At 39.3% G+C, this 23,428-nt stretch carries 13 protein-coding genes; 4 read left to right on the forward strand and 9 right to left on the reverse strand.

What is annotated here, in order from left to right:
• Positions 1-55: 55 nt before the first annotated feature.
• Positions 56-622, reverse strand: a complete 567-nt coding sequence (locus GARC_RS11175; protein ID WP_007619967.1) for an NADPH-dependent FMN reductase — start codon at positions 620-622, stop codon at positions 56-58.
• 11 nt (positions 623-633) lie between these two features.
• Positions 634-1,104: a CreA family protein gene (locus GARC_RS11180; RefSeq protein ID WP_007619968.1), complete on the reverse strand. Its 471-nt coding sequence runs from the start codon at positions 1,102-1,104 to the stop codon at positions 634-636.
• 305 nt (positions 1,105-1,409) lie between these two features.
• Here GARC_RS11180 and GARC_RS11185 point away from each other — a divergent pair, with 305 nt between their 5' ends.
• Positions 1,410-2,696 carry a DEAD/DEAH box helicase gene (locus GARC_RS11185; protein ID WP_007619970.1) on the forward strand — a complete coding sequence of 429 codons (1,287 nt, stop codon included), beginning with the start codon at positions 1,410-1,412 and terminating at the stop codon, positions 2,694-2,696.
• Between the two features lie 65 nt (positions 2,697-2,761).
• On the opposite strand, the gene GARC_RS11190 is transcribed toward GARC_RS11185, so the two are convergent.
• Together GARC_RS11190 and GARC_RS11195 are read right to left on the reverse strand one after the other, a co-directional pair.
• Entirely contained in the window at positions 2,762-3,583 is an 822-nt protein-coding gene (locus tag GARC_RS11190) for a LytR/AlgR family response regulator transcription factor (RefSeq protein ID WP_007619972.1), read from the reverse strand.
• A gap of 22 nt (positions 3,584-3,605) precedes the next feature.
• Entirely contained in the window at positions 3,606-4,553 is a 948-nt protein-coding gene (locus tag GARC_RS11195) for a sensor histidine kinase (RefSeq protein WP_007619973.1), read from the reverse strand.
• Positions 4,554-4,966: 413 nt separating this feature from the next.
• Here GARC_RS11195 and GARC_RS11200 point away from each other — a divergent pair, with 413 nt between their 5' ends.
• Positions 4,967-6,538, forward strand: coding sequence for a sugar porter family MFS transporter (locus GARC_RS11200; RefSeq protein WP_039989384.1), 1,572 nt, complete (start codon positions 4,967-4,969; stop codon positions 6,536-6,538).
• Positions 6,539-6,800: 262 nt separating this feature from the next.
• Here GARC_RS11200 and GARC_RS11205 read toward each other — a convergent pair whose 3' ends face one another.
• Both GARC_RS11205 and GARC_RS11210 read right to left on the reverse strand, forming a co-directional pair.
• Entirely contained in the window at positions 6,801-8,798 is a 1,998-nt protein-coding gene (locus GARC_RS11205) for a vanadium-dependent haloperoxidase (RefSeq protein WP_226989128.1), read from the reverse strand.
• Between the two features lie 147 nt (positions 8,799-8,945).
• Positions 8,946-12,389: a hypothetical protein gene (locus GARC_RS11210; protein ID WP_007619979.1), complete on the reverse strand. Its 3,444-nt coding sequence runs from the start codon at positions 12,387-12,389 to the stop codon at positions 8,946-8,948.
• Between the two features lie 467 nt (positions 12,390-12,856).
• Between GARC_RS11210 and GARC_RS11215 the strand changes: the two genes are divergently transcribed.
• Positions 12,857-14,683, forward strand: a complete 1,827-nt coding sequence (locus GARC_RS11215; RefSeq protein ID WP_007619981.1) for a glycoside hydrolase family 3 protein — start codon at positions 12,857-12,859, stop codon at positions 14,681-14,683.
• A 152-nt stretch (positions 14,684-14,835) separates the two neighbouring features.
• On the opposite strand, the gene GARC_RS11220 is transcribed toward GARC_RS11215, so the two are convergent.
• The 3 genes from GARC_RS11220 to GARC_RS11230 form a co-directional block, all read right to left on the reverse strand.
• Entirely contained in the window at positions 14,836-16,059 is a 1,224-nt protein-coding gene (locus GARC_RS11220) for an EAL and HDOD domain-containing protein (protein WP_007619982.1), read from the reverse strand.
• 232 nt (positions 16,060-16,291) lie between these two features.
• Positions 16,292-21,295: a PAS domain-containing protein gene (locus GARC_RS11225; protein ID WP_007619984.1), complete on the reverse strand. Its 5,004-nt coding sequence runs from the start codon at positions 21,293-21,295 to the stop codon at positions 16,292-16,294.
• Between the two features lie 142 nt (positions 21,296-21,437).
• Positions 21,438-21,923 (reverse strand): MarR family winged helix-turn-helix transcriptional regulator, encoded by a 486-nt coding sequence (locus tag GARC_RS11230; protein ID WP_007619986.1) that lies wholly within the window; start codon positions 21,921-21,923, stop codon positions 21,438-21,440.
• 135 nt (positions 21,924-22,058) lie between these two features.
• Between GARC_RS11230 and hmgA the strand changes: the two genes are divergently transcribed.
• Entirely contained in the window at positions 22,059-23,363 is a 1,305-nt protein-coding gene (gene hmgA, locus GARC_RS11235) for a homogentisate 1,2-dioxygenase (protein WP_007619991.1), read from the forward strand.
• The last annotated feature ends 65 nt before the right edge of the window (positions 23,364-23,428 follow it).

Raw genomic sequence — 23,428 nt, forward strand, 5'->3', positions numbered from 1 at the left:
ACTCTGTAATCTATAAAATCAATAAACATAACAACCTAAAATCGTATCTAATATCTTAATCAGAGATTAGTGTTTGCGAACTAACAAAGTGCAAATTATTATTAATTACTGAACAAAATTCACCTATGCCTGTTTTAAGTAAAGCTGATAATTGGCTATCAATAACAATCCCTTGTTCGTCCAAACTAGTACCAAGCAGTGGAATAACCACAGAGGATTTTTCAATAATCTTCCCAGACATAGTAACAATTATCTCTCTTAACATCTGCTGAGCGTGGGTGGCTCTAGGTGAAGTATTGATGAGCATTATGGGTATATTCACAAACTCTTCTCCACTGACTAACCAATCAAGGGCATTTTTCATCACACCACTGATCCCATGAGCATATTCAGGACTAGAAATAATCAATCCATCAGCTTTTTCAATACTGGATTTTAATGCCATAACTGAGGGGATATTGTCACTCTCTCTCTCTGGATTAAATAACGGTAAATTTCCCAGAGATACAATATTGATATCAGCGTCATTAGCAGACAACATTTTTAATGCTTGTAGTGCGCTACTATTGTAAGACAAGTTACGCAAACTGCCCGACAAAGCTACTAATTTGAGTTTATCCATTACTTTTGGATTTAAACACCCGGTTTCATAGGTGCTTGATAAGCTTTGGTGCCCCACAAAGGTACAGTTGAAAGACTATGTTTAAAACTGCCTGATGTTTCTTTGGTTGAATATGACACATACATCAAAGTTTGACTTTGTTCATCAAACACACGGCGGATCTTCATACTTTTAAAAAAAATACTTTTTGATTTTTTAAACACCACTTCACCTGATTTAGACTTATCTATAGCAGCAATCATGGCAGTTGTAATTTCACCTGTTTGCCGGCAAGCAATTGAGCTATCAGATGGGTCAGACAAACTGAGATCCGCTTCAATGCTAGCCACATGACAAGTCACTCCAGTGACAATTGGGTCAACTAAAGTATTCAATTTAATATCCTGAGTAGTAAATACGCCTAGTGAAATATCACCCACTTCATTTTTATCACATGCAGTTAACAGCAAAAGTAATCCAACACACACACCCAAAGTATTCATTTGTATTCCTAATTATTTGATGCCATATGGCATATTTATACCAAAAATCATTTTATTTCTTAAAAAAATGAACTTTTCATCCTAATTTGATGACTTATTATTGGCAGCGTAGTGAACTGCCACTCTCCCTGGGCCGTTTAGTGTGGATCATGCTAACGGCTTTTTACTTTCTGTCAAAGTCAACAAATGAAGAATAGATCATAAAAGAACAGACTTTACGCTCATAAAAACCACAAACAATCTCAAAATACTGTATATTCCGTCCTCGTTTTTTGCCCTTGCCCTTTCTTAGGATCAGTATCAGTATGAAATTTTCAAATTTAGGTTTAGCCAAAGAAATCCAACAGGCTCTCGAAGTCTGTGGTTATACTGAAATGACACCAGTGCAAGAGCAAGCCATAGTCCCTGCTCGCAGAGGCAAAGACTTGTTAGTTAATGCTCAAACAGGCACAGGTAAAACTGCTGCTTTTGCATTACCTATCTTGCAACAAATGTTAGATAAACCTAAAGACACCTTATCAGGTAGTCCGCGAGCTTTAATTTTAACGCCAACTCGAGAGTTAGCTGAACAACTCGCCAACACTATAGGTGCCTATGCACAATTTTTGCCTTTAAAGATTACTGCGCTTTATGGCGGCGTAAAAATGGGCGGTCAGGCTAATAAACTTAAAGATGGCGTGGATATTCTGATTTCAACTCCTGGGCGCTTAATTGAACATTTAGAACTCAGTAACGTTAATTTAGCAAACGCTGAGTTTGTGGTTCTCGATGAAGCCGACCGTATGTTAGATATGGGTTTTATCGCCGATGTACAAAACATCTTAAAATTCACCGCTAAAAAACGTCAAACCTTATTGTTTTCTGCCACTTCATCACCCGCAGTAAATGAATTATCCCATAAGTTATTGAACAATCATCAGGTGTTACGAGTTACCAAAATTAATGCCACCGCCGAAACAGTTTCACATGTTATGTATCCAGTGGAAGAGTCTCGTAAAATTGATTTGTTTAAAGCCTTATTAAAAGAACAAAACTGGTTTCAGGTTTTAGTATTTACCAGCACCAAACAACAAGCCGATGAACTTATGGCCGCGTTAAAGCGCAGCAAAATTGACGCAGCAGTATGCCATGCAGACAAAAGCCAAGGTGCGCGTCGTCGTGCTATCGCCGACTTCAAATCAGCCAAACTACAAGTATTGATAGCCACAGAAGTAGCAGCTCGCGGTTTAGACATTCAAGGCTTGGATTATGTCGTCAATTACAACCTACCTTATTTACCTGAAGATTATGTGCACCGCATTGGACGCACAGGCCGTGCAGGAAAAGAAGGTTACGCCATATCATTCGTTAGCCGCGAAGAAGAAAATACAGTTGCGCGTATTGGGCTTATTGGAAGTAAAATTAAACGTATTGTTAAAGCAGGATTTGAAGTCAGTAATCGCATTAGCTTATTAAAAAGTGTCGCGAAGAACACTAGAAATAGTCGCAGCAACAAAGCCAGTGAGATAAAAATAAGCAACGACAAGTCTTCGCCCTATCAAGCTAAAAAATCAAAAGCTCGGGCTTCAAAACCTAACAAAGGTAAAAAATAAGATACATCAGCCCCATAGCTTCTAGCTCGATACTCGTGGCTAGAAGCTCGCAACTGTATTTAAACTTACTCCCCCAATAAAAAATGCTTAATTGCATCCTTATAATTTCGGCTAACTTTTATCTTTTCAAACTCCCCTAATAACAAGAAAAATTCACCTTTAGTGTGGGGGATCACTTTATCAATGAAGTTCAAATTGACTATAGTAGAGCGATGTACCCGCTTAAAAATATTCTCGTCTAACTCAGCCAATAGTTCTTTCAATGTGCTGCGCTTGATGTGGGTTTGTCCTTGGGCATGTAAACATACGTAATCACCCGCTGCATCAATCCATTCAATTTCAGACTGTTTTAAAATAGTAATTTCATCACGGTCTTTAATAACTACCTTTTTTTCCACTTGAACATTGCTGGACAACATACCTGGAAGCATCTTATTAACCGCTTGTTTTGGGTTTTCTGTTTGATTAATACTATCAATCGCGCCTAAAATTCGAGGCTTATTATCTTGCCCATCAACACCATCCAAACGTTCTTGCGCTCTTTGTACTGCGCGAATAATTCGCTCGTCATCAATAGGTTTCAAAATATAATCGACCGCATGAACATCAAAAGCGTCCAGTGCATATTGTTCATAGGCGGTAGTAAATACGATTAGAGGTAAAATATCACTTTGTAATCCTTTGACCACGTCAAAGCCATTCAAGCCGGGCATTTGGATATCTAAAAAAATGATATCAGGCGCCAAGTCTAAGGTTGCGGCTATGGCTTCTCGACCATTTTTGCATTCCCCGACAATTTCTATGCTCTGAATTTTTTCTAACTTCACCCTCAGCAGCTTTAATGCGAGTGGTTCATCATCAACAATTAGTGTCCTTAATTTATTCATGTATTTTCTCTTTTGTTGATGACTAACGACGGCTTTGTTTAGGGATATTTTTTTCACTACTTAGATATTCACATGGCAACTCAATGGTCGTTTTCAAACCACCCGATGGTAGTATGTCGATGTTAATAGAAAAGTCCTGTGCATATAAGGCTTTTAATCTATCGTTAGTGTTGCGCAGGCCTACGCCACGTCCTTTGGTACTGCCCACTTTGCTGTGTGCCACTTTACTACCACTACCGGTGTCACTGAGTTGCATAATCAGTCTATTATTCTCTACTTTGGCATACAGGCTTATGGTTCCACCTGATTCATTTTGAGCAATAGCATGTTTCATGGAATTTTCGATGATTGGTTGTAACAGTAAACTTGGAACCGTAGCCAACTTAGCGTCCTGCTCAATCTGAAAGTCTAAGCTGAGTCGATCACCAAATCGAGTCTTTTCAATTTCCAAATATAAATTGAGCGCATTAACTTCATTTTCGAGAGTGATCTTGGTGTCGGGGTTATTGTCCAACGAATGCCTTAGAAAGCGGCTTAACTGCACCGTCATACCTTGGGCTTTTTCTGATTCATTAACTTCTATTAGGGAGTTAATCGCATTCAGGGTATTACATAAAAAGTGAGGATTAAGCTGGTAACGCAACATCTTAATTTGAGCGTCTCTCGCAATTGACTGCGCGCGCATTCGTTTGATTTGTTCTTCACGAGTTTCAGCTTCTGCTTTTAGCATGATCCGATGTTCAGTTTGCAATAAATCATTGTAGCGCATGCCATGAAACAACCCAGTCCAGCACAAAAAGATAAACAAACTGGCAAAATGCCAGCCACCAAATTCACTCCATTTGTTACCTGCCTCGGTCACCCACATAAACAATTCAATTCTGGCCAAGGTCCAAACAAAAGCCACCAGCAAAACCATCAACAATCCTATGCTGGCTCTTTGCACAAAGGGTTTGTCCCAAATATGCATAAAAATCCAATATAAAAAAATGGTAAAACCTAACCCAATAAAGGCTTGCAAGAAAATATGTAGAATATGAAACCAGTCGTATGGCCCATACCAGAGCGTTAATGAAAAAAAACTAATGATACTTACAAATGTCCAAAAACCGATATGTAAAAGGCCAAACTGATAAATTTGGTTGCGACCATCGACAGAAGATGTTTCTTGAAAAAATGAGTGTGGCATTAAATTCCTTAACAGCCAACTTAGTTGGCAAAGACTGCGTAGTTCAGTTTACACTTGGTAAATACTGTGGGCTAGCGGTTCAATCCGCTTTACCGCTGTATAAGACCCTCTTGCCGAATTAGTCGGTCTTTTTAGAACGAATAGTCTAGCTTTGCTACCCAAGATTCTCCTAGCGTTTCATATAAGGCATAAGAATGAAAACAGACCAGCCTCAATCTATTTTCTACGTATTTTACGTATCCATCATAGTTGCATTAGGAGGGTTCCTAATGGGTTTTGATGCATCTGTTATTTCAGGTGTGGTCAAATTTATCGAACCCGAATTTAACCTAACAAAAATTCAATTAGGCTGGGCCGTAGCTTCATTATCCCTTACCGCTACCTTTGCCATGATTACAGCGGGTCCACTTAGTGACCGATTTGGTAGAAAAGTTATATTAAAAATTGCCGCGACTTTGTTTTTTGTGTCGGCTATTGCATCAGCATTTGCGCCTAGTTTTTTAATGCTAGTTATAGCTAGAATGCTCGGCGGCTTAGGTGTAGGAGCGGCATTGATTATTGCACCTATGTACATTGCAGAAATTGGCCCTGCTAAATATCGTGGACGTATGGTCTCCCTTAATCAGTTAAATATTGTACTGGGTATTTCAGTGGCATTTTTCACCAACTATTTGATTTTACAGGCTGCTGATTCTGATACCCAATGGGTACAATCTCTAGGTTTTGACCAATGGAATTGGCGCTGGATGTTAGGCATTGAAGCCATCCCTGCACTGTTATATTTTGTGTGTCTTGCCATAGTCCCAGAAAGCCCACGATGGTTAATGATGAAAGGCCGTACTCAGGAGGCGAGTGTTATTCTAAAACGCGCTTTAGGTGAGCAAAATGCTGAGCAAGAAATACAAAATATTAGTGACAACATTAACCTTGAACAAAACAAAACCAAAGGGGCTTTTATAGACTTACTTAAGCCCTCGATGCGCCTAGTAATGATAGTGGGGATCTCCATTGCGATATTACAGCAAATCACTGGTATTAACGCGGTGTTCTTTTATGCTCCGATGATTTTTGAGCAAACGGGTTTAGGTACCGACGCCTCATTTATGCAAGCCATATTAGTAGGTATCACAAACGTGGTATTTACCTTAATTGCTATCGCACTTATTGACAAAATCGGACGAAAATCATTATTAGTTATGGGTGTATCAGGGATTATTGTGTGTATGTTCAGTTTGGCATATCAATTTAATGCAGCCACTTACACCTTAACTGCCCAAGCTATCAGCACCCTATCGACAGATATAGACTTACAAGCATTACAACCTATTATTGGCGCTACATTTACCAGTGATTTAGCATTCAAATCAGCAATCACCGACCTGTTAGGCACGGCACAGGCAGTTCAATTTGAATCGACATTAGTGTCCGCAGCGATCCAAATGAATGGCACTATGATACTAGTGAGCATATTAGGCTTTGTCGCCTGTTTTGCCGTCTCTTTAGGTCCTGTTATGTGGGTGTTGTTTTCAGAATTGTTCCCCAACCGAATTCGCGGAATTGCCATCTCATTTGTTGGCTTAATTAACTCAGGCATTAGTTTCTTGGTTCAGCTAGTATTTCCATGGGAACTTGCAAACTTAGGTGCCACCTATACCTTTGCGATATATGGTGTCTTTGGTTTTTTTGGACTGATGATCATTCTTAAGTTTTTACCTGAAACTAAAGGTAAATCTTTGGAAGAGTTGGAAGCGATTCTGGTCAAATAACCACCCAACTTAAGCCCTACATATACCATAGGTACTATCGGCCTCACCCTTTGCACCTATGGTAATAGCTTTTTCTTAACACTCTGTTTTATTAGCTACTTTTAGTAATATTTTGCGGTTGATGTGCAAGCGCTAGAAAAATAATCGCCTAAATCTAAGACTTGAATCAGACATAGACCAATCTCAATTAATTAGGGCAGAATAGTCGTATTAAACTCCCTACCCTTTGTTAAAATTGAGCTAGTGATGACTCGTCAATAAATTATTGAGTAAAAAACGACTGTACAAATTCAAAACTATCAACGGCGATTTTAGCACCAATTTCTCTACCTGGTAGATCATCAGCTGGCGGATGAATGCCTCCCCAAATACGCGACAAACTACACTGATCGGATGCGTCTTTATAGGTCGCCCATTGCAAAGTCATGCTCACACTGGGTCCTTCCTCAAAAACCAAAAAGTCATTGGCAGTTACCTCAAACTCACTCATCCCACCGGGAAAATAAGCAGATCCTGTTATGGATGTCATCAAATCTGCAGCGGCTCTAGAATAAGTGGAATGACCTGATACATAACCTGCGAAAGGAGGCGTGACAAAAGTAGGTCTTTGATACGGCCACCACTGCTCTGCCAATATCCAGCCCACTCCAGCTTGATCAACCAAAGGGTTGTTTATATAGTCTGGCCCTTTCCAAGTATAAAGTTTAATTTTGCCAATATTTTCTGGTTTATCGGTAGCTAAGGGATCAGTTGCTGTAACCACTTCAACATAATTTTCTACTAAAGGTATACCGTCAATCCGAAATGAGCTTAATGAAGGATCACTGCTCTGTCCTTTCGCCATCGCTCGAATGGCTGATACAGGACGAATATAATCATAACGTCCTTTGATCCCCCATGCAGCCACAGCAGCATCATGCATAGTACCTCCCATAGCGAAATAGGACTTAATATCCCATTCAAGCGGCCCTAATATATCGCCTTCACCTGCCCAACGTTTTTCAAACAATTCATGATCACTCACAGTATTTAAGATAACAAACCAGTGTCCAGGGGGAGTTTCAGATTCAGGACCATCCGCCCAAAATTCAGCTAATACACGAGTGTAATCACCGCGGGGTACCATTTGTTCTTCGTAGGGCTGATTAGTGATTGGATTAAGTGCATAACCCATACTTGGGTCGCCACCTTCAGTTTGTTTATAAAATTCATCATATTCTGTAAAGGAGTTCGGATAGGCAGATATGTTTCCAAGACTCTTTGGTGAGATATCCCACATTACACCATCATTTTGATCCAAATGAGACGACCAAATAGACACCAATGAGAATCCCCATTTATACTGCTCACTTAGTGCTCCATTAATCATAGGTGGAGTGCCTGGATCATGATAAACCTGATAATCAAAACCATCACGAGCAAATACATTTTTATCATTCTCAGAAAGAGAAAATGGAACTACTTGCCCCCATTCAGGACCTAAAAAACTGGGTGCGTCATCTACCGGATTACCTGCTTGATCAATATAGCCATTTATTGACAAAGGTTGCCAACGATCCAAATCTGCAATGGATGGATTACCAGTGGCGCCAGCACTTAAAACTAATGGAGGGTTCACCGGTTGGTAGGATATATTAGCGTAAGAATTCACTTCATTTGCACCATCTTGCAAACCAAATTGAATATAACAATCAGCAATATAATTACCCAATGCAGCGGCCGAACCTTGGGAATAATCCAATGACTCGTCATCAAGGTTGAAGCCTAAACTTTGCATCAGTGAATCGGCAGCTTCCATTATCTTAAATGAGCCTGGTGAGAAATTAAATCGATGTTGAATAATCCGATAAGCAGCATAACTAATAGCGAGTTCTTGTTGCGGTAAAACATCGTCTGGCACTTTGATATTTTCGGCTGAACAAGAAAATCCAGCGACCTCATTGCCAAATAAAAACCCATGTTTTTGCGGTTTGTAAACTGACCAAGCGTCAAACATCGCCGAAGAAATATGGAATAAGTTTCTGGCATGTACAGTGGGTCGCGCATAGTCATTACGTATGGCTAATAAAAGCACTTCATTCCACATGCGAGCAACAGACTGACCGTCCCGTTCAGGGGTTATCACCACTGGAGGGACTGGAGGAGTAATCACTGTTGTTTTTTTGCTAGAACCGCCACAAGCTGTTAAAAGACTACTAGTTACAAAAACAACGCTCAGATGTGTAACCAGTTTTTTTGTATAAAGTTTATATTTAGCCATTTCACCCATATCTAGATTATCCTGCTCATCCAATAATTCGTATATTTAATACATTGGCTAAGCCTGCTATAAAAAGCATCCCTAACGTATACCAAAAAATAATCTACGTCTGAGCGTTATCAATTTGGACGCTAATATAGCTATATTTTAATCAAATAAATAGCTAGAGTTTATCAATACTCGTATGGATTTAATTTTACCACTGCGGGTAAACAATTCATTACTTAGGGTTTGATCCAGACTGTTAAACTTCCTCCTTAGTTGTTCTCCTTCCGCAAGTGTCATAGTTAACATCGAATCACCTTCAGTTAGCTCATATACAACAGGCACTTGGCACCAAGTGAAGGCTATACTGTTGACGGGCAAGGCAATTTCTTGCCATTGATCAGATAGGTCCAGATATCTAAAGATTTGAGTAGATTGAGTAAACTCTTGTTTACGCAATAATCTGGGTACAAATCGCACTTCTCCTTGCTCAACCTTGATCCCTAACTCACCAAAACGAGTCAGAATTTCCTCTTTTACTTGGCCTGTCATACCTGGTTGTTGAGCCCCTGCGTGTTTTGGTGTGTGTGAATAAGGATCACAAGGAAAAGCGCCGTATTCTTCAGGCTTTTTATTAAAACCTATCCCCTGCCTTACGCGGTAATATAAATCACCTAGACGTTTAATTAATTCAGGAGCAGCGTCTTCATCTAACGCTTGGAAAAAGTGTTCTTGTACTGCCAGTAGTAACTTAGACACCATATGCCAATACACAGATCCAAGCCCTTCAAAACCAAACATGGCACCAGAGCGTCCGGTAAATGCTTGATGGTTAAATACCTGCTCATACAAATTTTCAATTTGTATATTTGTATGTTGACTAAGCTCAGCATATTGAGGCATCTGCCTTTTAAGTTGCGCCAATAAATCACTACTGTTTTTAAGATTGGCATTAAAACGATAATTACCTTTTACATCTTGGGTCACAATACTATGGTCGTTGTGCTTGAGCATACCCATAAGCACAGGGATTTGTTTTATTTGCTCTGTTGGTACAATATTTTTAGCTAAAAATCCAACTTGGTTTTTATCTGGATATAACATGAAGGTATTTTGATCTGGCCTAAAGATATCACTGGCATATAGCGCATCTAATACATCCGCCGCTTTTGCAGGACTAACGGCAGTTGAACACAATGCAGCCACTTGCCCTTCTAACATTGGGTAAAGATTTTTTATAGCCGCTTTGTTATCACTCAATGCCAACAAATTGTATGAATGAAACAAGCCATCTTCTTTGAGGTTTTTATTGATGCTGTGATCTATCACTGTTAATGCATCCGCTAACAGACTCTGAATAGACTGTAGTTTTGTCATCACTTTATGGCTAAATGACTCTTTTTGGTAAACACTAGTACGATACTTACACGCTGCTTGGCCTAAGCCTTCCAGCACTTCAAAGCGCAGCTCATCTGTCACTTGTGTATGACTTAACTTAGGTACTAACTCACAAAGCACAAAGGCAGTATCCTGCACCCATAAAGCCACTTCTGCAGAAAGTTCTACGGTTTTGTGTTGTTTTGCCAACAAGTTTTGTAAAAAATGTACATAACGTCGCAAATAATTCAAAGTGACAACCGACACCCCATGACCTACCAATGCATTGTTTGCATCATTCCATTCAGGTCTTTGAGTGTTTAACCAAATACCGCCTTCCACCACTAAGTTGCCTAATTTACACAACAAAGGCACCAACAGTTTTTCTAATAAATTAACTTGATAAACGTCGCCATTTTTATCCCAAATCAACTTGCCATCGGCCCCTACACTTTGTACTTTTAGCGCAATCTTATTGGCTGATTGCTGATCATAATCCACTGTGCTTTTGGCATTTGCCAGCATGGCTTCAAATGACTTGATCCGATAAGGCACATTGGCGTAACAGAATATTGGTTGGTGTAGTAAATCAGTCAGTTTTTGAGGATGAAACTGTTCAGACAATTCCAACATTTTTAACAAATAAATAATTTGATGGTCGCCCCAATAACCGATAAAACTCCAAGGGTCTTCTGGCTCTTCAACTTCCCAGTCTAAGCCACCTTTTGTAATGCGATAGGGGTTATAACCGTCAATCGTTGATGCGTTAACAAACTTAGCAATCACCGACTCAATAAATTCAGGATAACTAAAACATAAGGCTTCCCAGTTTTGAAATATGTCTCGCCAATTACCTTGATAGGACAACAATCTATTGCCTTCACCATCCTTCAATTTTATTTCAAACTGGTTCCACGGTCGACTAGGATCGCCATGTCGACGACCAAAGGTAACCGGTAAATATTCAGCAACTAAACGATCGATTTGCCTATCGTTCAAAGCTTGGGTGAAATGAGTAAACTGACTAAATTCAAGTTTTTCTGGTAACTTTGCTAATGCCAGTTGGTGTTTTTCAAACAAAGGTAAATTAAAAGTTTTTAAGGTAGCAATAAAATCAGCCGCACAAATACGATAGTCATCATCAAACACACCACCTCTTAGAGAATTAAACAAGGTATTAGCATAATGATGCACTGTGACATTTTCTTCGTTAGTCACTTGAAAACCGTCAGTACCGGCCATGATCTTAGCTAATTCATCCGAGCCATGCGCTATAGAATGGTCAATATCACTCGCCATCTTCTTAGGGTTTTCAAGCTGTTGGATCACTTCACATACTTGTGATTGGCTTTGCTCAAGGTTGGCGACGATTTGCCAACTTTGTAACTGGCCTGCGGCTAAGTTAAATTCAACATTCAGAAAATAAGCACCGCGGATCCCTCGTTTATGGGGTTCATCTTGTAGTGTTTCACCGCGCCTAAATTTATCCAGTTGGGTGTTGCTTAGTAGGATCTGAGGACAATCAAAACCTAAACTAAATACCGTATTGGCTTTTAAGGATTCACTAGGCTGCGCTCGGTCAGTGATCCCTGAATACAGAGTAAACATAGCTAAGCCTGTCGACTGCTCTAATTCATTCCATTTATAGGCATCAATTAAATTACTTGAATTACCTTGTGTTAAACGAGGGGTGCCGGCCGGTAGGATATTTTGTATGCCATCAACCATCTGAACCGAGATAGGTTCTGCCGCCAAATTAACTAATTCGCATTGGCGACAAAAACCATATTTATCACTGGTTTTCCAGCTATAACGAAAAGCTAATTGTAAGTCGTGATTAACTTCTTCAAAGCAAATTTTGTCACCTAGGGTATTTTTATACAGGTTTTGGCTAATGCTGTACTGATGATTAAAGTCTTTGTTATAGGGTTCCCAGCTATAGGTTTTATTGCCTTTATTAACCTTAAGCAAGGTTTTGCTGCCAGTATGACTATTGCTTTCGTAAATACGGTCAACTGGCACATAAGGAAATAATGAGATTTCTGGTGATACTCTGCCTGCGGTTAATCCACCATTTGAGGCAATAAACAACCAATGATCACTGTCAGACACTAAACTAATAAAAAACGCTGGCATTATTTCAGCATTGTAGATAACGTAAAAACGCTCCCCATCCATATCAATAAACTTACCGTTGACTTCGCTATTTGGGGGGGCCGAACCGTTCATCATCACACTCTCTTTTTAATTTTTTATTGTTAAAAAAGCAAAGATTGGTTCTTTGCTTTTGCACCTTAAGCCATTCAATAATGAACACAAATGAAAAAAGCTAAGGCGGACTCTTTTTGAGACTAAAAAGACCACAATTGATTTAGTAATTCATTTCATGCTGATTTTATAGTGTTTTTCAAGGTGAGCTTGCGAATCAATAGCTAGCTGTTGAGAGTTAGAGCGAGCCAGTTCAACATTAATCCTATGCCTTAGAATATAAACAAGAAATATTAGTTCCTAGTTGGCAACAAGTGACATGGTAATTATATGTTTCCACCTCACCCTGTATTCAGTTCACTTTAACTCGTTTACATTGTGTAATTGCCACATTTAAATAAGGTAAAAAACTAGGTACTGTTTGAGACTCAATATAATATTAATTTTTACAACACCAACAAAACTCAAAGGCGAGTTTGAGATCATCAATGAATAAAGTATTACAAAACAAATCGATACAACAAAAAGTTGACGATTTGTTGAGCAAAATGACTCTCGAACAAAAAATCGGACAAATGACCCAGGCCGACCGTATGACCTGCTCGCCAGAAGAAGCAAAACAGTATCACTTGGGCTCTATTTTAAGTAGCGCAGGCTCATGTCCTGATGACAATTCCCCTAAAGGTTGGGTAGAGATGAACGATGCTTATTGGCAGGCATCAACTGACCAAGACACACAACATCTTGGGATCCCTATTCTTTATGGGCTTGATGCTATTCATGGTAATAACAATGTTAAAGGTGCCACCATATTTCCCCACAATATTGGCTTAGGCGCGGCCAACAATCCTAAACTTATTAAACGTATTGCAGAGATCACCAGTAAAGAGGTTTTAGCTACAGGTGTTGATTGGGCCTTTGCTCCCAACTTAGCCGTTGCTCGGGATTATCATTGGGGACGCAGCTACGAAAGTTATGCTGAAGTACCAAGTCTAGTAACTCTATATTCAAACAAAATGATTGACGGCTTACAGGGCAACCTTAGTCAAGATAATATTTTAGCTTGCGCCAAACATTGGGTGGGTGATGGCGGAACTCAATATGGCGTTGATCAAGGCGATACCATACTGAATTGGGATGAATTACAAGCCACCCATATTCAGCCGTACAAAGCTGCGATCAAAGCTGGTGTGCTGAGTATTATGGTGTCTTTTAGTAGCTGGAATGGCGATAAATGTCATGCTCATGAATTTTTGTTGGTCGATACTCTTAAACAAAAAATGGCTTTTGACGGTATTCTGATCTCAGATATGCAAGGCATTGATTACCTAGAAGACGATTTTTATTTGGCTGTTGCACAAGGGGTTAATGCAGGTATCGACATGTTTATGGTGCCCAGAAATTGGCCACTTTTTATAGAAAATTTACTCAGCCATATTGCACTTGGTACTGTATCTATAAGCAGAATCGATGATGCGGTAAGACGTATTTTATCGGTAAAGTATGCTTTTGGTTTATTTGATAAACCTCGCCCTGCCCTGAGAAAATGGTCAAATCACGCTTCATTTGGCAGCGAAGAGCATCGTCAAGTAGCACGTAAAGCGGTCAGAAAATCCTTAGTTTTATTAAAAAACAACAACATTCTTCCTTTAAGTAAAAATGCCCGAATTTTAGTCGCTGGGAAAAATGCCCATAATCTTGGTCATCAATGTGGTGGTTTTACTATCACTTGGCAAGGTGTGTCTGGCAACGACGAAATAGAAGGTGGCACATCTATTTGGCAAGGCATTAAACAAGTCGCCACAAAAGCGCAACTCAGCGTCAATGGCGATGGCATAGAAGCTACACCTGAGATGCATGATGTTGCATTAGTGGTCATAGGCGAAACACCTTACGCTGAAGGTATGGGCGATATTAGAGGCAACGATAAAGTCATCACTGAATCTGGCGCTCAGATCCATGGCCAAGTAAAAGTATTGCGGGCTAGTGGTGACTCTCTTGAACTCAACAAATTATACCCAGAAGACTTACAAACCATTAAAAACATCAGTAGTAAAGGTGTGCCCGTTATCGCTATTCTGGTTTCAGGTAGACCACTTATCATTGAACCAGAACTCGATAGATCAAGCGCTTTTATAGCAGCATGGTTACCCGGTTCAGAGGGGCAAGGTGTTAGCGATGTGTTATTTGGAGATTATGATTTTACAGGTAAGTTGTCCTTCAGTTGGCCACAGTTATCGCAACCTAAAGTGAATAAGGGAGATAAAAACTACAACCCGTTATTTCCGTATGGCTTTGGTTTAACCTACTCTTAAAGAAACACTCACCCTTGTATTTTTACCTTTAGTTTTATTTCTAAGGAGCCTTTGAAATTGAAGCTCATGAGTAGTGCCTTGATGCACTACTCTTTTTACCTTTTCCGTAATACAATATATATTCAATTGCGGCTACAACTACCCTAACGCCCTCAGTGAATTGCAGATATCCTAAGGTCTGCCCAATTTAAAGCCTCTTGGAATACACTACTAGACTGTTCGGTTTCAACTCCTAGTTGTTGGCAATACAGTTCAATATTTTGCCAGTCTGCTTTTTCAAATAATTCACATAGTTTTAAAAATTTGGCCGATTCACCTTTGCGATTAATGATGGCATCTTTCATCTCTTGTTGTAGGGGTAACTTGCCCATAAGTTCTTGAATATCACCATCCACCATAGCGTCGATTAAGGATAATAATCCAATTAAAAATGCAGATGATTGTGAATGCGTTGGCAAGGATGCTTGTACCATTAACTCACAAAAGCGTGCTCTAGATAAGGCCATAACAGTTAACTCTTTGGGTTTACCAACCGAAAATTGAGCGGTAAACAGCAAAAATATAAAACGTTTTAACTCTTCAAAACCTAGAACTAATATGGCTTGTTTTATGGATACTATGGAAACATCACGTTTAAAGATGGGTGATTTTACATAGCGCAGTAATTTAAAAGATAAATTGACTTCATTTTCAAAAATAGAAGTGATCTTTTTAACATCAACGTCGTCTTTATTAATTTCGGACAACAAGTTAACCACAGCAACTTGAGAAGGGTTAAAAGCAATAGTCTTTATCACTTCTGGTCGACTAAAAAAGTAGCCTTGAAAATACTCACAACCAATACTCAAGGCGTGTTGAAACTCAGCATATGTCTCAATTTTTTCAGCTAATAACTTAATATGAGAGTAAGAGCGTAATACATTTATGATTTCCTGAAACTGCTGTTCAGATGTCAGAGAATAGTCGAGTTTTATAATATCCACATAAGGGAAAAAATGCATCCATCTGGGATCATGTTCGTAATCATCCAAGGCAATGGTATAACCTTTTTCTTTTAAATCGATACAAGCTGCAAGCAGCTTTTTACCTGGTTTAGCTGTTTCGAGTATCTCCACCACAATCTTTTCTCTATCCAATAACAAAGGATAACCATTAATTATAGAATCATGGGTAAAATTGATAAAGGCTAAAGATCCTTGAGTCAAACTTTCTAAGCCTAAATTAAACTCTAAGCCTTCGATGATTTTGGCAGTGGCTTCCTCTTCATTTATGTGTTTTGGAAAATAATTGTCCAAACTATCCCGTAGCAATAATTCATAAGCGAATAAATCTTTTTCTTTATCCAAAATAGGCTGGCGTGCCACATAAAAATTCAAAATAATTTATTCCAGTTAAGATGACTAATCATAATTCATACTCTTAAAATTCCTCTAGAGCAGCGTGTCAGAAATAAAAGAACCTTTTATTTGACCGTTGAGCTTGCAACAATTATGTTAATTCTTCAAGGAAAGAACCTGTCACAATTGATACCCCCCAACATCTGATGGCAATCTACTTATACTAGATAAGTATAGATTTAGATCAATTCAGTGATAACTTTCGCAAACATCAATTATTTAAATGAGAATAAATCACCCTTAAAGTATTATTCAACGAACGTTGCACTGTGGGCCAAGAGATTGAAATATTATCAACTAGGCCCTGACGACAGTCTGCTTCTAACCTGGTTACCACATCAGTTAATGCCTCAGAATTCACTTTATTAGCCACCAGTACCAACTTACGAGCACCACGTAAAATAGCAGTCACATCGTCTTCATCTATCGCATTGTCAGTTTCTTTAATACCGTTTTCCAACTCTTCCATTAGCTCATTTAAAGCAACCGGCAATGGTTTAGTCACATTTTGATTTTGTAAATAGGGCAATAAATCGAACCATACTGCGGGGTTAGATGGCATCTCAATTTTGGCTATTTCAGATGGTGCTTTATTTACTTGTACAGGTTGTTGTTCAATGGCTTGTTGTAGCTCTTCCTTATGTGCAGTCAGCAATGCGCTCTCTTGTTCAGCTAGTTTAGCCTGATTTGACTCCAACTCTTGTTTTGCTTCTTGCAGGGCACTTTCTTTATCACTTAATTGCGATTGGCTGTTGTGTAAATCCTGTTCCAGTTTTTGTAATTGCTCTGCTAATTCAGCGTGATCACTGTGTTGATCATTTAGACTTTCTTTGCTGTTTGAATATTCTTGTTGTACCGCTTGTAATTGCTCGGTTAATTGCGCTTGTTTTTCTTCAAGAGAATGAATACTTTTTTCACTTCCCTGCAGACTCTGCTGTTGCTGTTCGAGCTGTTCTTGTAACTTACGTTCATGTTCTTCTTGTTGTTGTATACGTTGCTGCAACTGCTCTGCTTCGTTTCGGGCGTGATTGAGTTCATCTTGTAGCTTTTGTTCGCCTGACTGGGTTTCTGAAACTTGTGACTCAGCTTGTTGAAGCTGTTGTAAGTTACCTTCCAACTTTTGTTGCATTTGACTGTTTTGCTTTTCAGCTTCAATCAAGGCCTGCTGCAATTGTAATTTTTGTTGTTCAATTTCTGCATGATGTTTACGCCATTGTTCATCGCTGCCTTCAATCATTTCTTTTTGTTTGACCGCACGACTTTCTACATCAGTTAGTTCAACGGTTAATTGTTCAAGTTTCTGTTGTTGTTCTAAACGCGCCAGTTTTTCGTCATCTGCTTGGCGTTTAATTTCGTCTAAATTACCTTGGGTATTTTGTAGTTGTTGTCGTTTAGCCTCGACTTCATCTTGCAAGGCTTGTTGTTGTTTTTGCCAATCTTGGTCGCTCTGAGCAATTTTTTGTTGCTGCTGGGTGCTTTGAAGCTCCATTTCTGCAAGCTCATTTTGTAATTTATCAAACAGTGCAAGCTGCTGTTCTTTCTCGGCTTTTTCTGCTGCTTTTTCTGCTTCTGTTTGCTGTTTGGTTTGTGACAACAATTGTTCCGTTTGTTGTAATTGTTCTTGTTTAGCGATCAGCTCTTGTTGCACTTTTTGTTGTTGTATCTGCCATTCTTCATCACTTTTTGCCATCTGTTGTTGCTGTTGTGCGTTGCGTGTTTCCATTTCACTTAATTCACTTTGCAACTTTTCAAACAAGCTTTGTTGTTGTTTTTTCTCTGCTTCTGTTTGTTCTTTTGCTTGGCTCAAATTTTGTTCAGTTTCTTGCAATTGTTGCTGCTTGGCTTTGAGCTCTTGCTGCATATTTTCTTGTTGTTGCTGATATTCGCTATCCCTTTGAGCTATTTGTTGCTGCTGCTGGGTATTACGCTGTTCCACTTCTGCGAGTTCTGTTTGGAGTTTTTCGAACAGGGCTAATTGTTGCTCTTTATCCGCTCTTTCTTTTTCACTTTGTTCTTTGGCTTGCTGCAAGGTGCGCTCGGTATCTTGCAATTGCTGTTGTTTAGCGGCTAGTTCTTGTTGAATTTGTTGCTGTTGTGCCTGCCACTCTTGTTCAGTTTCTGCCATTTTTTGCTGTTGCTGCTGACTGTTATTTTCCATTTCAGACAGTTCTTTTTGCAATATTTCTAATTGATTTTGCTGTTGTTGTTTGGCTACTTTTTCTTGTTCGGCTGCTTGTTTAGTTTCGTCTAAAACTTGTTGCGTTTCTTGCAACTGCTGTTGTTTTTCCTCTAATTCTTGCATCAACTGGCTTTGCTGTTGTTGCATATCGCCTTTTTGTTGATTCGACATTTCTTCGAATTTTTGCATTTCATTTTGTAAATGTTCTACATGACGTACTTTATTAGATAACTCTGACTCAGCTATTTTATAAGTCTGCTCTAGGTTTCTGCGTTGCTCTTCTGCTTGTTCACTGGCTTTACGTTGATTAACCAATAATTGACGTAATTTTTCAGTGGTATTGCCAGAACTTGTTAACTCAGACTGCAATGAATTTATTTGTCCACCCACTTCATTTATCTGCAGATCTTTTTGTTCAATAGACTCTTTAAGTCCATCAATTTCTGCCACAAAGTTTTCCATCTTAGATTGTTGGCTGAGTTGTTGTTGTTTAAGGTTCTCGGCATTGCGCTCACTTTCAAGCAACTCTTGTTGCGCCGTTTTGTACTTTTTCTCACTGTTTTGCAGGGCATCTGATATTTGATTGCGCTGCGCCTGTAAACCAGACACTTTAGCTGTGGACTCTTCTAATTGCGTGGCCAACTCACTGTTAGCGTTCTGCGCCTCACTAAGCTGAGAACGACTTTGATTGTAATCTTGTTGCAGTTCTTGCAGATTATCGGTGACACTCTGATGAGCCTGTTGCAAGTCACTAAATTCGCTTTGTTTTTCTGATAAGTCATCTTGGGCTGCTTGTAGTTTTGACTCTGTATCTGCCAAGTTTTTCATTTTGGACGCTAACTGATCTTGACTGCTGCGCAATAACTGCTGCTTCTCAGCGATTTCTTTCTCTGCAGCTTGGTGCAAGTTCAGCGCCTCAATTCGCGCTTCATCCGCCTGCTGTAAATCTCTAAAGTCGGTCCAAATACATAGAATTGAATCGAATTCTTGGCCCTTGTACATAGGTACATAAGTCGCGTGGCAAGGTAAAGGCTCCAGTCCTACTCGATGCTCCCATTGTAATGATTTGGCCTGACCATCCAATTTAACTTTGGATATATGCCTTTCTAGCTCTTCAGAAGCTTGTTGGTCTAGATTTAACGCTTCAGCATAAGGTGTGCTACCGAATAAATCATGTTCATCTTCTATATTAAAAAATGCGCAAGCGGCAGGATTCAATTTAGTAAAACCTTGTTCACCCAAAATTGCCATTGGCATACTGCTGTGTTGCAACAAACCATCGAATTTATCTTGATGGAACTGTTCTTTAGTACGATCCGAAATCCAGCACAAGTACTCTTGGGTTTCATTATTGAGTAAATCGACATGTAACTCACTAGGATGCAACTCGTCATTTTTACCTTTTAATTGCGCCACAAAACCACGTAATCTGCCGCTTTGATGAATTTGTTTAGCAGCTTTTCCTGCATTACTAGAGTCGTTAAACAATTGATAAAACGTGTCTTTCTTCAATTCCCTTTCACTTAATCCGAGTCGATCAGTCATAGCAATATTAGCTCTAACAATGCGATCGTCGGCATCAATAGTCGCAACAGCAACAGGCGCTAAATCCAATATTGTTATGAAATGTTTTCGCTCTTGTTCAAGCTGACTTTTGGCACGTTTAAGTTCGGTCACATCTTGGATCACCCCCACAACACCGGCTCGTTTTTTATTCTTACCTGAATAAAACTTTAATTTTAACTTAAGTGTGTGCAGCACCTCATCAGCCAACTGTAATTCGAATTCTTTATCATGCCCTACATTCACAGAACTAAAATTGGAATTATTTTCTGAATGCAGACGAGTTATCTCAGTGGGTAACATGTCTAATTCTTGGATGGTTTTATTTTCTATTTTTGAGAATTTTTGTTTAAACAACGACTCAAAAGCGGCATTACAAGCAATGAATCTATTTTGCTCATCCAGCAAATAAACTGGATTCGGACTGGTTGCTAACAAAGTGTTAACTTGTTGCTGGCTAGCATGATGCATAGCTTTATATTGTTCTAAATCTGAGAGGTTTTGCACAATAAAATCTAAACGCGTGGTTTCACCTTTATCATTTTTCTTCCTACTCAATCCAATAAACCTTAATGGGATGGTGTCTTGTTGTTGCGCTTCTTTTGGTTCACTCCCCTGAGTGTCTATGTGGTTTTTATCTATCAGTAAAAACTCGCAGCTAATGTCCATTTGATGCTGTTTTTTACTCGTTTCTAAGGCCTTATCCCATTCCAACGCTGCTTTAATGCTAAGCATTTTCTTTAACTGATTGAGCTCACCACTCAAGGGTTCTGCTGCTAAAAGTAAATCAGCAAACAACTGATCTGTAGTAAAAGTATTGTTATCAAAGTCAATAGTCAGCTTAGCTAAACCACTTTGGTGCAATCCAAGATTTAAGCTGTTTAAATTAGAAGATTGTTGCTCAATTTGATGATGATAATTACTTACATCAGCAAGAGAAATCACGCTAGCTATTCCATCATTAACAACGGACTGCTTAGTAAATCCTAATTGCAATTGACGTTTACTAGCTGCCACATAGGTTTGCAAAGGCACATACTGAGTAGATCCTAAAGCGGTGTTAATTGATTCATGCACATCTTGAGCAAACACCTCAATCAAAGGTTTTCCAATTAACTTGTCTTCTTTACTGCCAAGAAAAAATGCCGCCACTCGATTAGCAAAAATAATTTCACCCGCCTGATTGACGTGCAACATGCCAACCTTGAAATCGTTGAGAAGTGATTGTTTATCTGACAATTCTTTACAGTGCGTTTGCTGCTTTTTACGTGCGTTACTGAGTTGAACTTTAAAGATAATGGCCAACAATAATAATAAAACCAACACAACTGCGAACGCCACAAGTCCAATTTTTATGGTATCAGGGCTTTGTTCAAGTACTTTTTGGCTAAGCGCAAAACTGGCAGGGCTGACGAATCCAAAAAAAATGCATAAAACCTTTAAAAACATACTGTTCCAAACACGGCGTGCCATTGAACACTTTCCCAATAAACTGATGACTAGGTAGCAGAATATAACAGTGATATGCGGTGAAATAGAAGTGATAGTGCAACAAAGTATGAAGAATAATACCTAGCAATGCTTAATTTTGACTTTATCGCTATTTATTTTTGAACTACTCAGTTGAATTACCGCGCTTTGTTTGTGCTTCAATCTGCACAACTTGTTCATCAAGCTTATCCAAAATTTTCATTAAATCTTTATGTTCACTGGCGTCCAGTACTCCCGTCAGTTCCCTTTCCCATTGCAGCGCTTTAGGTACAATTTTTTGATAAAGCGTCTTACCTTGGGCAGTTAAAGACAGATATGCTGCGCGATTATCTTTGGTGTCAGTTTTCCTTATCAAATACTGTTTACTTTCTAACACTTTCACCGCACGGGATACTTTAGATTTATCCATAGAAGTGATCTCACCAATATCTTTGGAATACAGCTTTTGTTGTTGCGCTAACTGCGCCAATACTCGCCATTCTGGAATGCTAATATCAAATTCTTGTTTATATATTTTGGATAATGCCAAGCTTATATTTGCAGCCAAATGCACCATTCTATAAGGAACAAATTGTTTGAGTTGCACAACATCACTCTTTAAATTTTGCATGTTTTTTTACCTACTTATACCAATCCGCGTAAAGAATAAAATACACCACAATCAAACTGAATAAGGTTGATAATAACAGCAATATAGTTTCATATGAGAGTATATTGCAAACACATATTACAAAGGGGTAAATCTATGACTAAGCCCATTGATATTTGTTATTCCCATGGGTTTAACAACGAACATGAATCTGAAGCCTTGTCTGGTGCATTGCCTATTGGTCAGTTTAATCCACAAAAGTGTGCATACGGCTTGTATGCAGAACAATTTAGTAGCACAGCCTTTACCGCCCCTAGACATGAAAACCGTCGCACATGGATGTACCGTATTCGACCATCAATCAGCATGGGTGACTATTCAGCTATTGATAAGGGTCTGCTGCGCACCGCACCTTTAAGCGGTAAACCTTGCCCACCAAATGTGATGCGCTGGAATGCACAACCCATTGCAGATACACCTACTGATTTTATTGATGGACTTATAACTGTAGCGGCCAACGGCGATGCTAAAACCCAAATAGGCATTGGCATCCATCTTTATTCAGCGAATAAAGACATGGGCAATCGTTATTTTTGCAATGCAGATGGCGAGTTATTATTTGTGCCCCAGCAAGGTGAATTAATAGCCCGCACCGAGTTAGGATTACTCCATGTGAAACCCGGTGAGATAATGGTTATTCCTCGCGGCATTAAGTTTCAAATAGAACCCACAAATGAACCTATCCGTGGCTATCTTTGCGAAAACTACGGAGCGCCTTTTACCTTGCCAGAACGAGGACCAGTGGGTGCTAATGGCTTTGCTAATCAGCGAGACTTTTATTACCCAACAGCCTGGTTTGAAGACAAAGAGCAAGCCAGTGGTTTAGTCACTAAGTTCTGCGGTGAGCTGTATCAAGCTGAACTAGATCATAGTCCTTTTGATGTTGTGGCTTGGGTGGGTAATAGCGCGCCATACAAATACGATTTATCCCGTTTCAATGTGATCAACGCTGTGAGTTTTGATCATCCCGACCCCTCCATTTTTACGGTACTGACTTCCCCCTCAGAAACTCAAGGCACCGCCAATATGGATTTTGTTATATTTCCACCACGTTGGATGGTCGCAGAAAATACCTTCAGACCACCTTGGTATCATCGTAATGTGATGAGTGAATTTATGGGTTTAGTGCATGGGGTATATGATGCAAAAGAAAAAGGCTTTGAACCGGGAGGTATGAGTTTACATAACTGTATGACACCCCATGGACCCGAAGCAGAGGTATTTGAAAAAGCCTCAAGTGCAGAACTGACTCCACAAAAATATGAGAATACATTGGCGTTTATGTTTGAGTCTCGCTATGTAATTGCGCCCACAGAATACGCGTTAAACTCAACCACAAGACAAAAAGATTATCTTGGTTGTTGGGGAAATCTTAAAAAACACTTTGATGGCAAGGCTTAAAAGCAGCGACGAGCTTCTAGCTGCGAGCCTCGAGCTAAAAGCTAGAAACTCGTAGCTTGTAGCTA

It is taken from the genome of Paraglaciecola arctica BSs20135 (assembly GCF_000314995.1).
GTDB classification, from domain to species: Bacteria; Pseudomonadota; Gammaproteobacteria; order Enterobacterales; family Alteromonadaceae; genus Paraglaciecola; species Paraglaciecola arctica.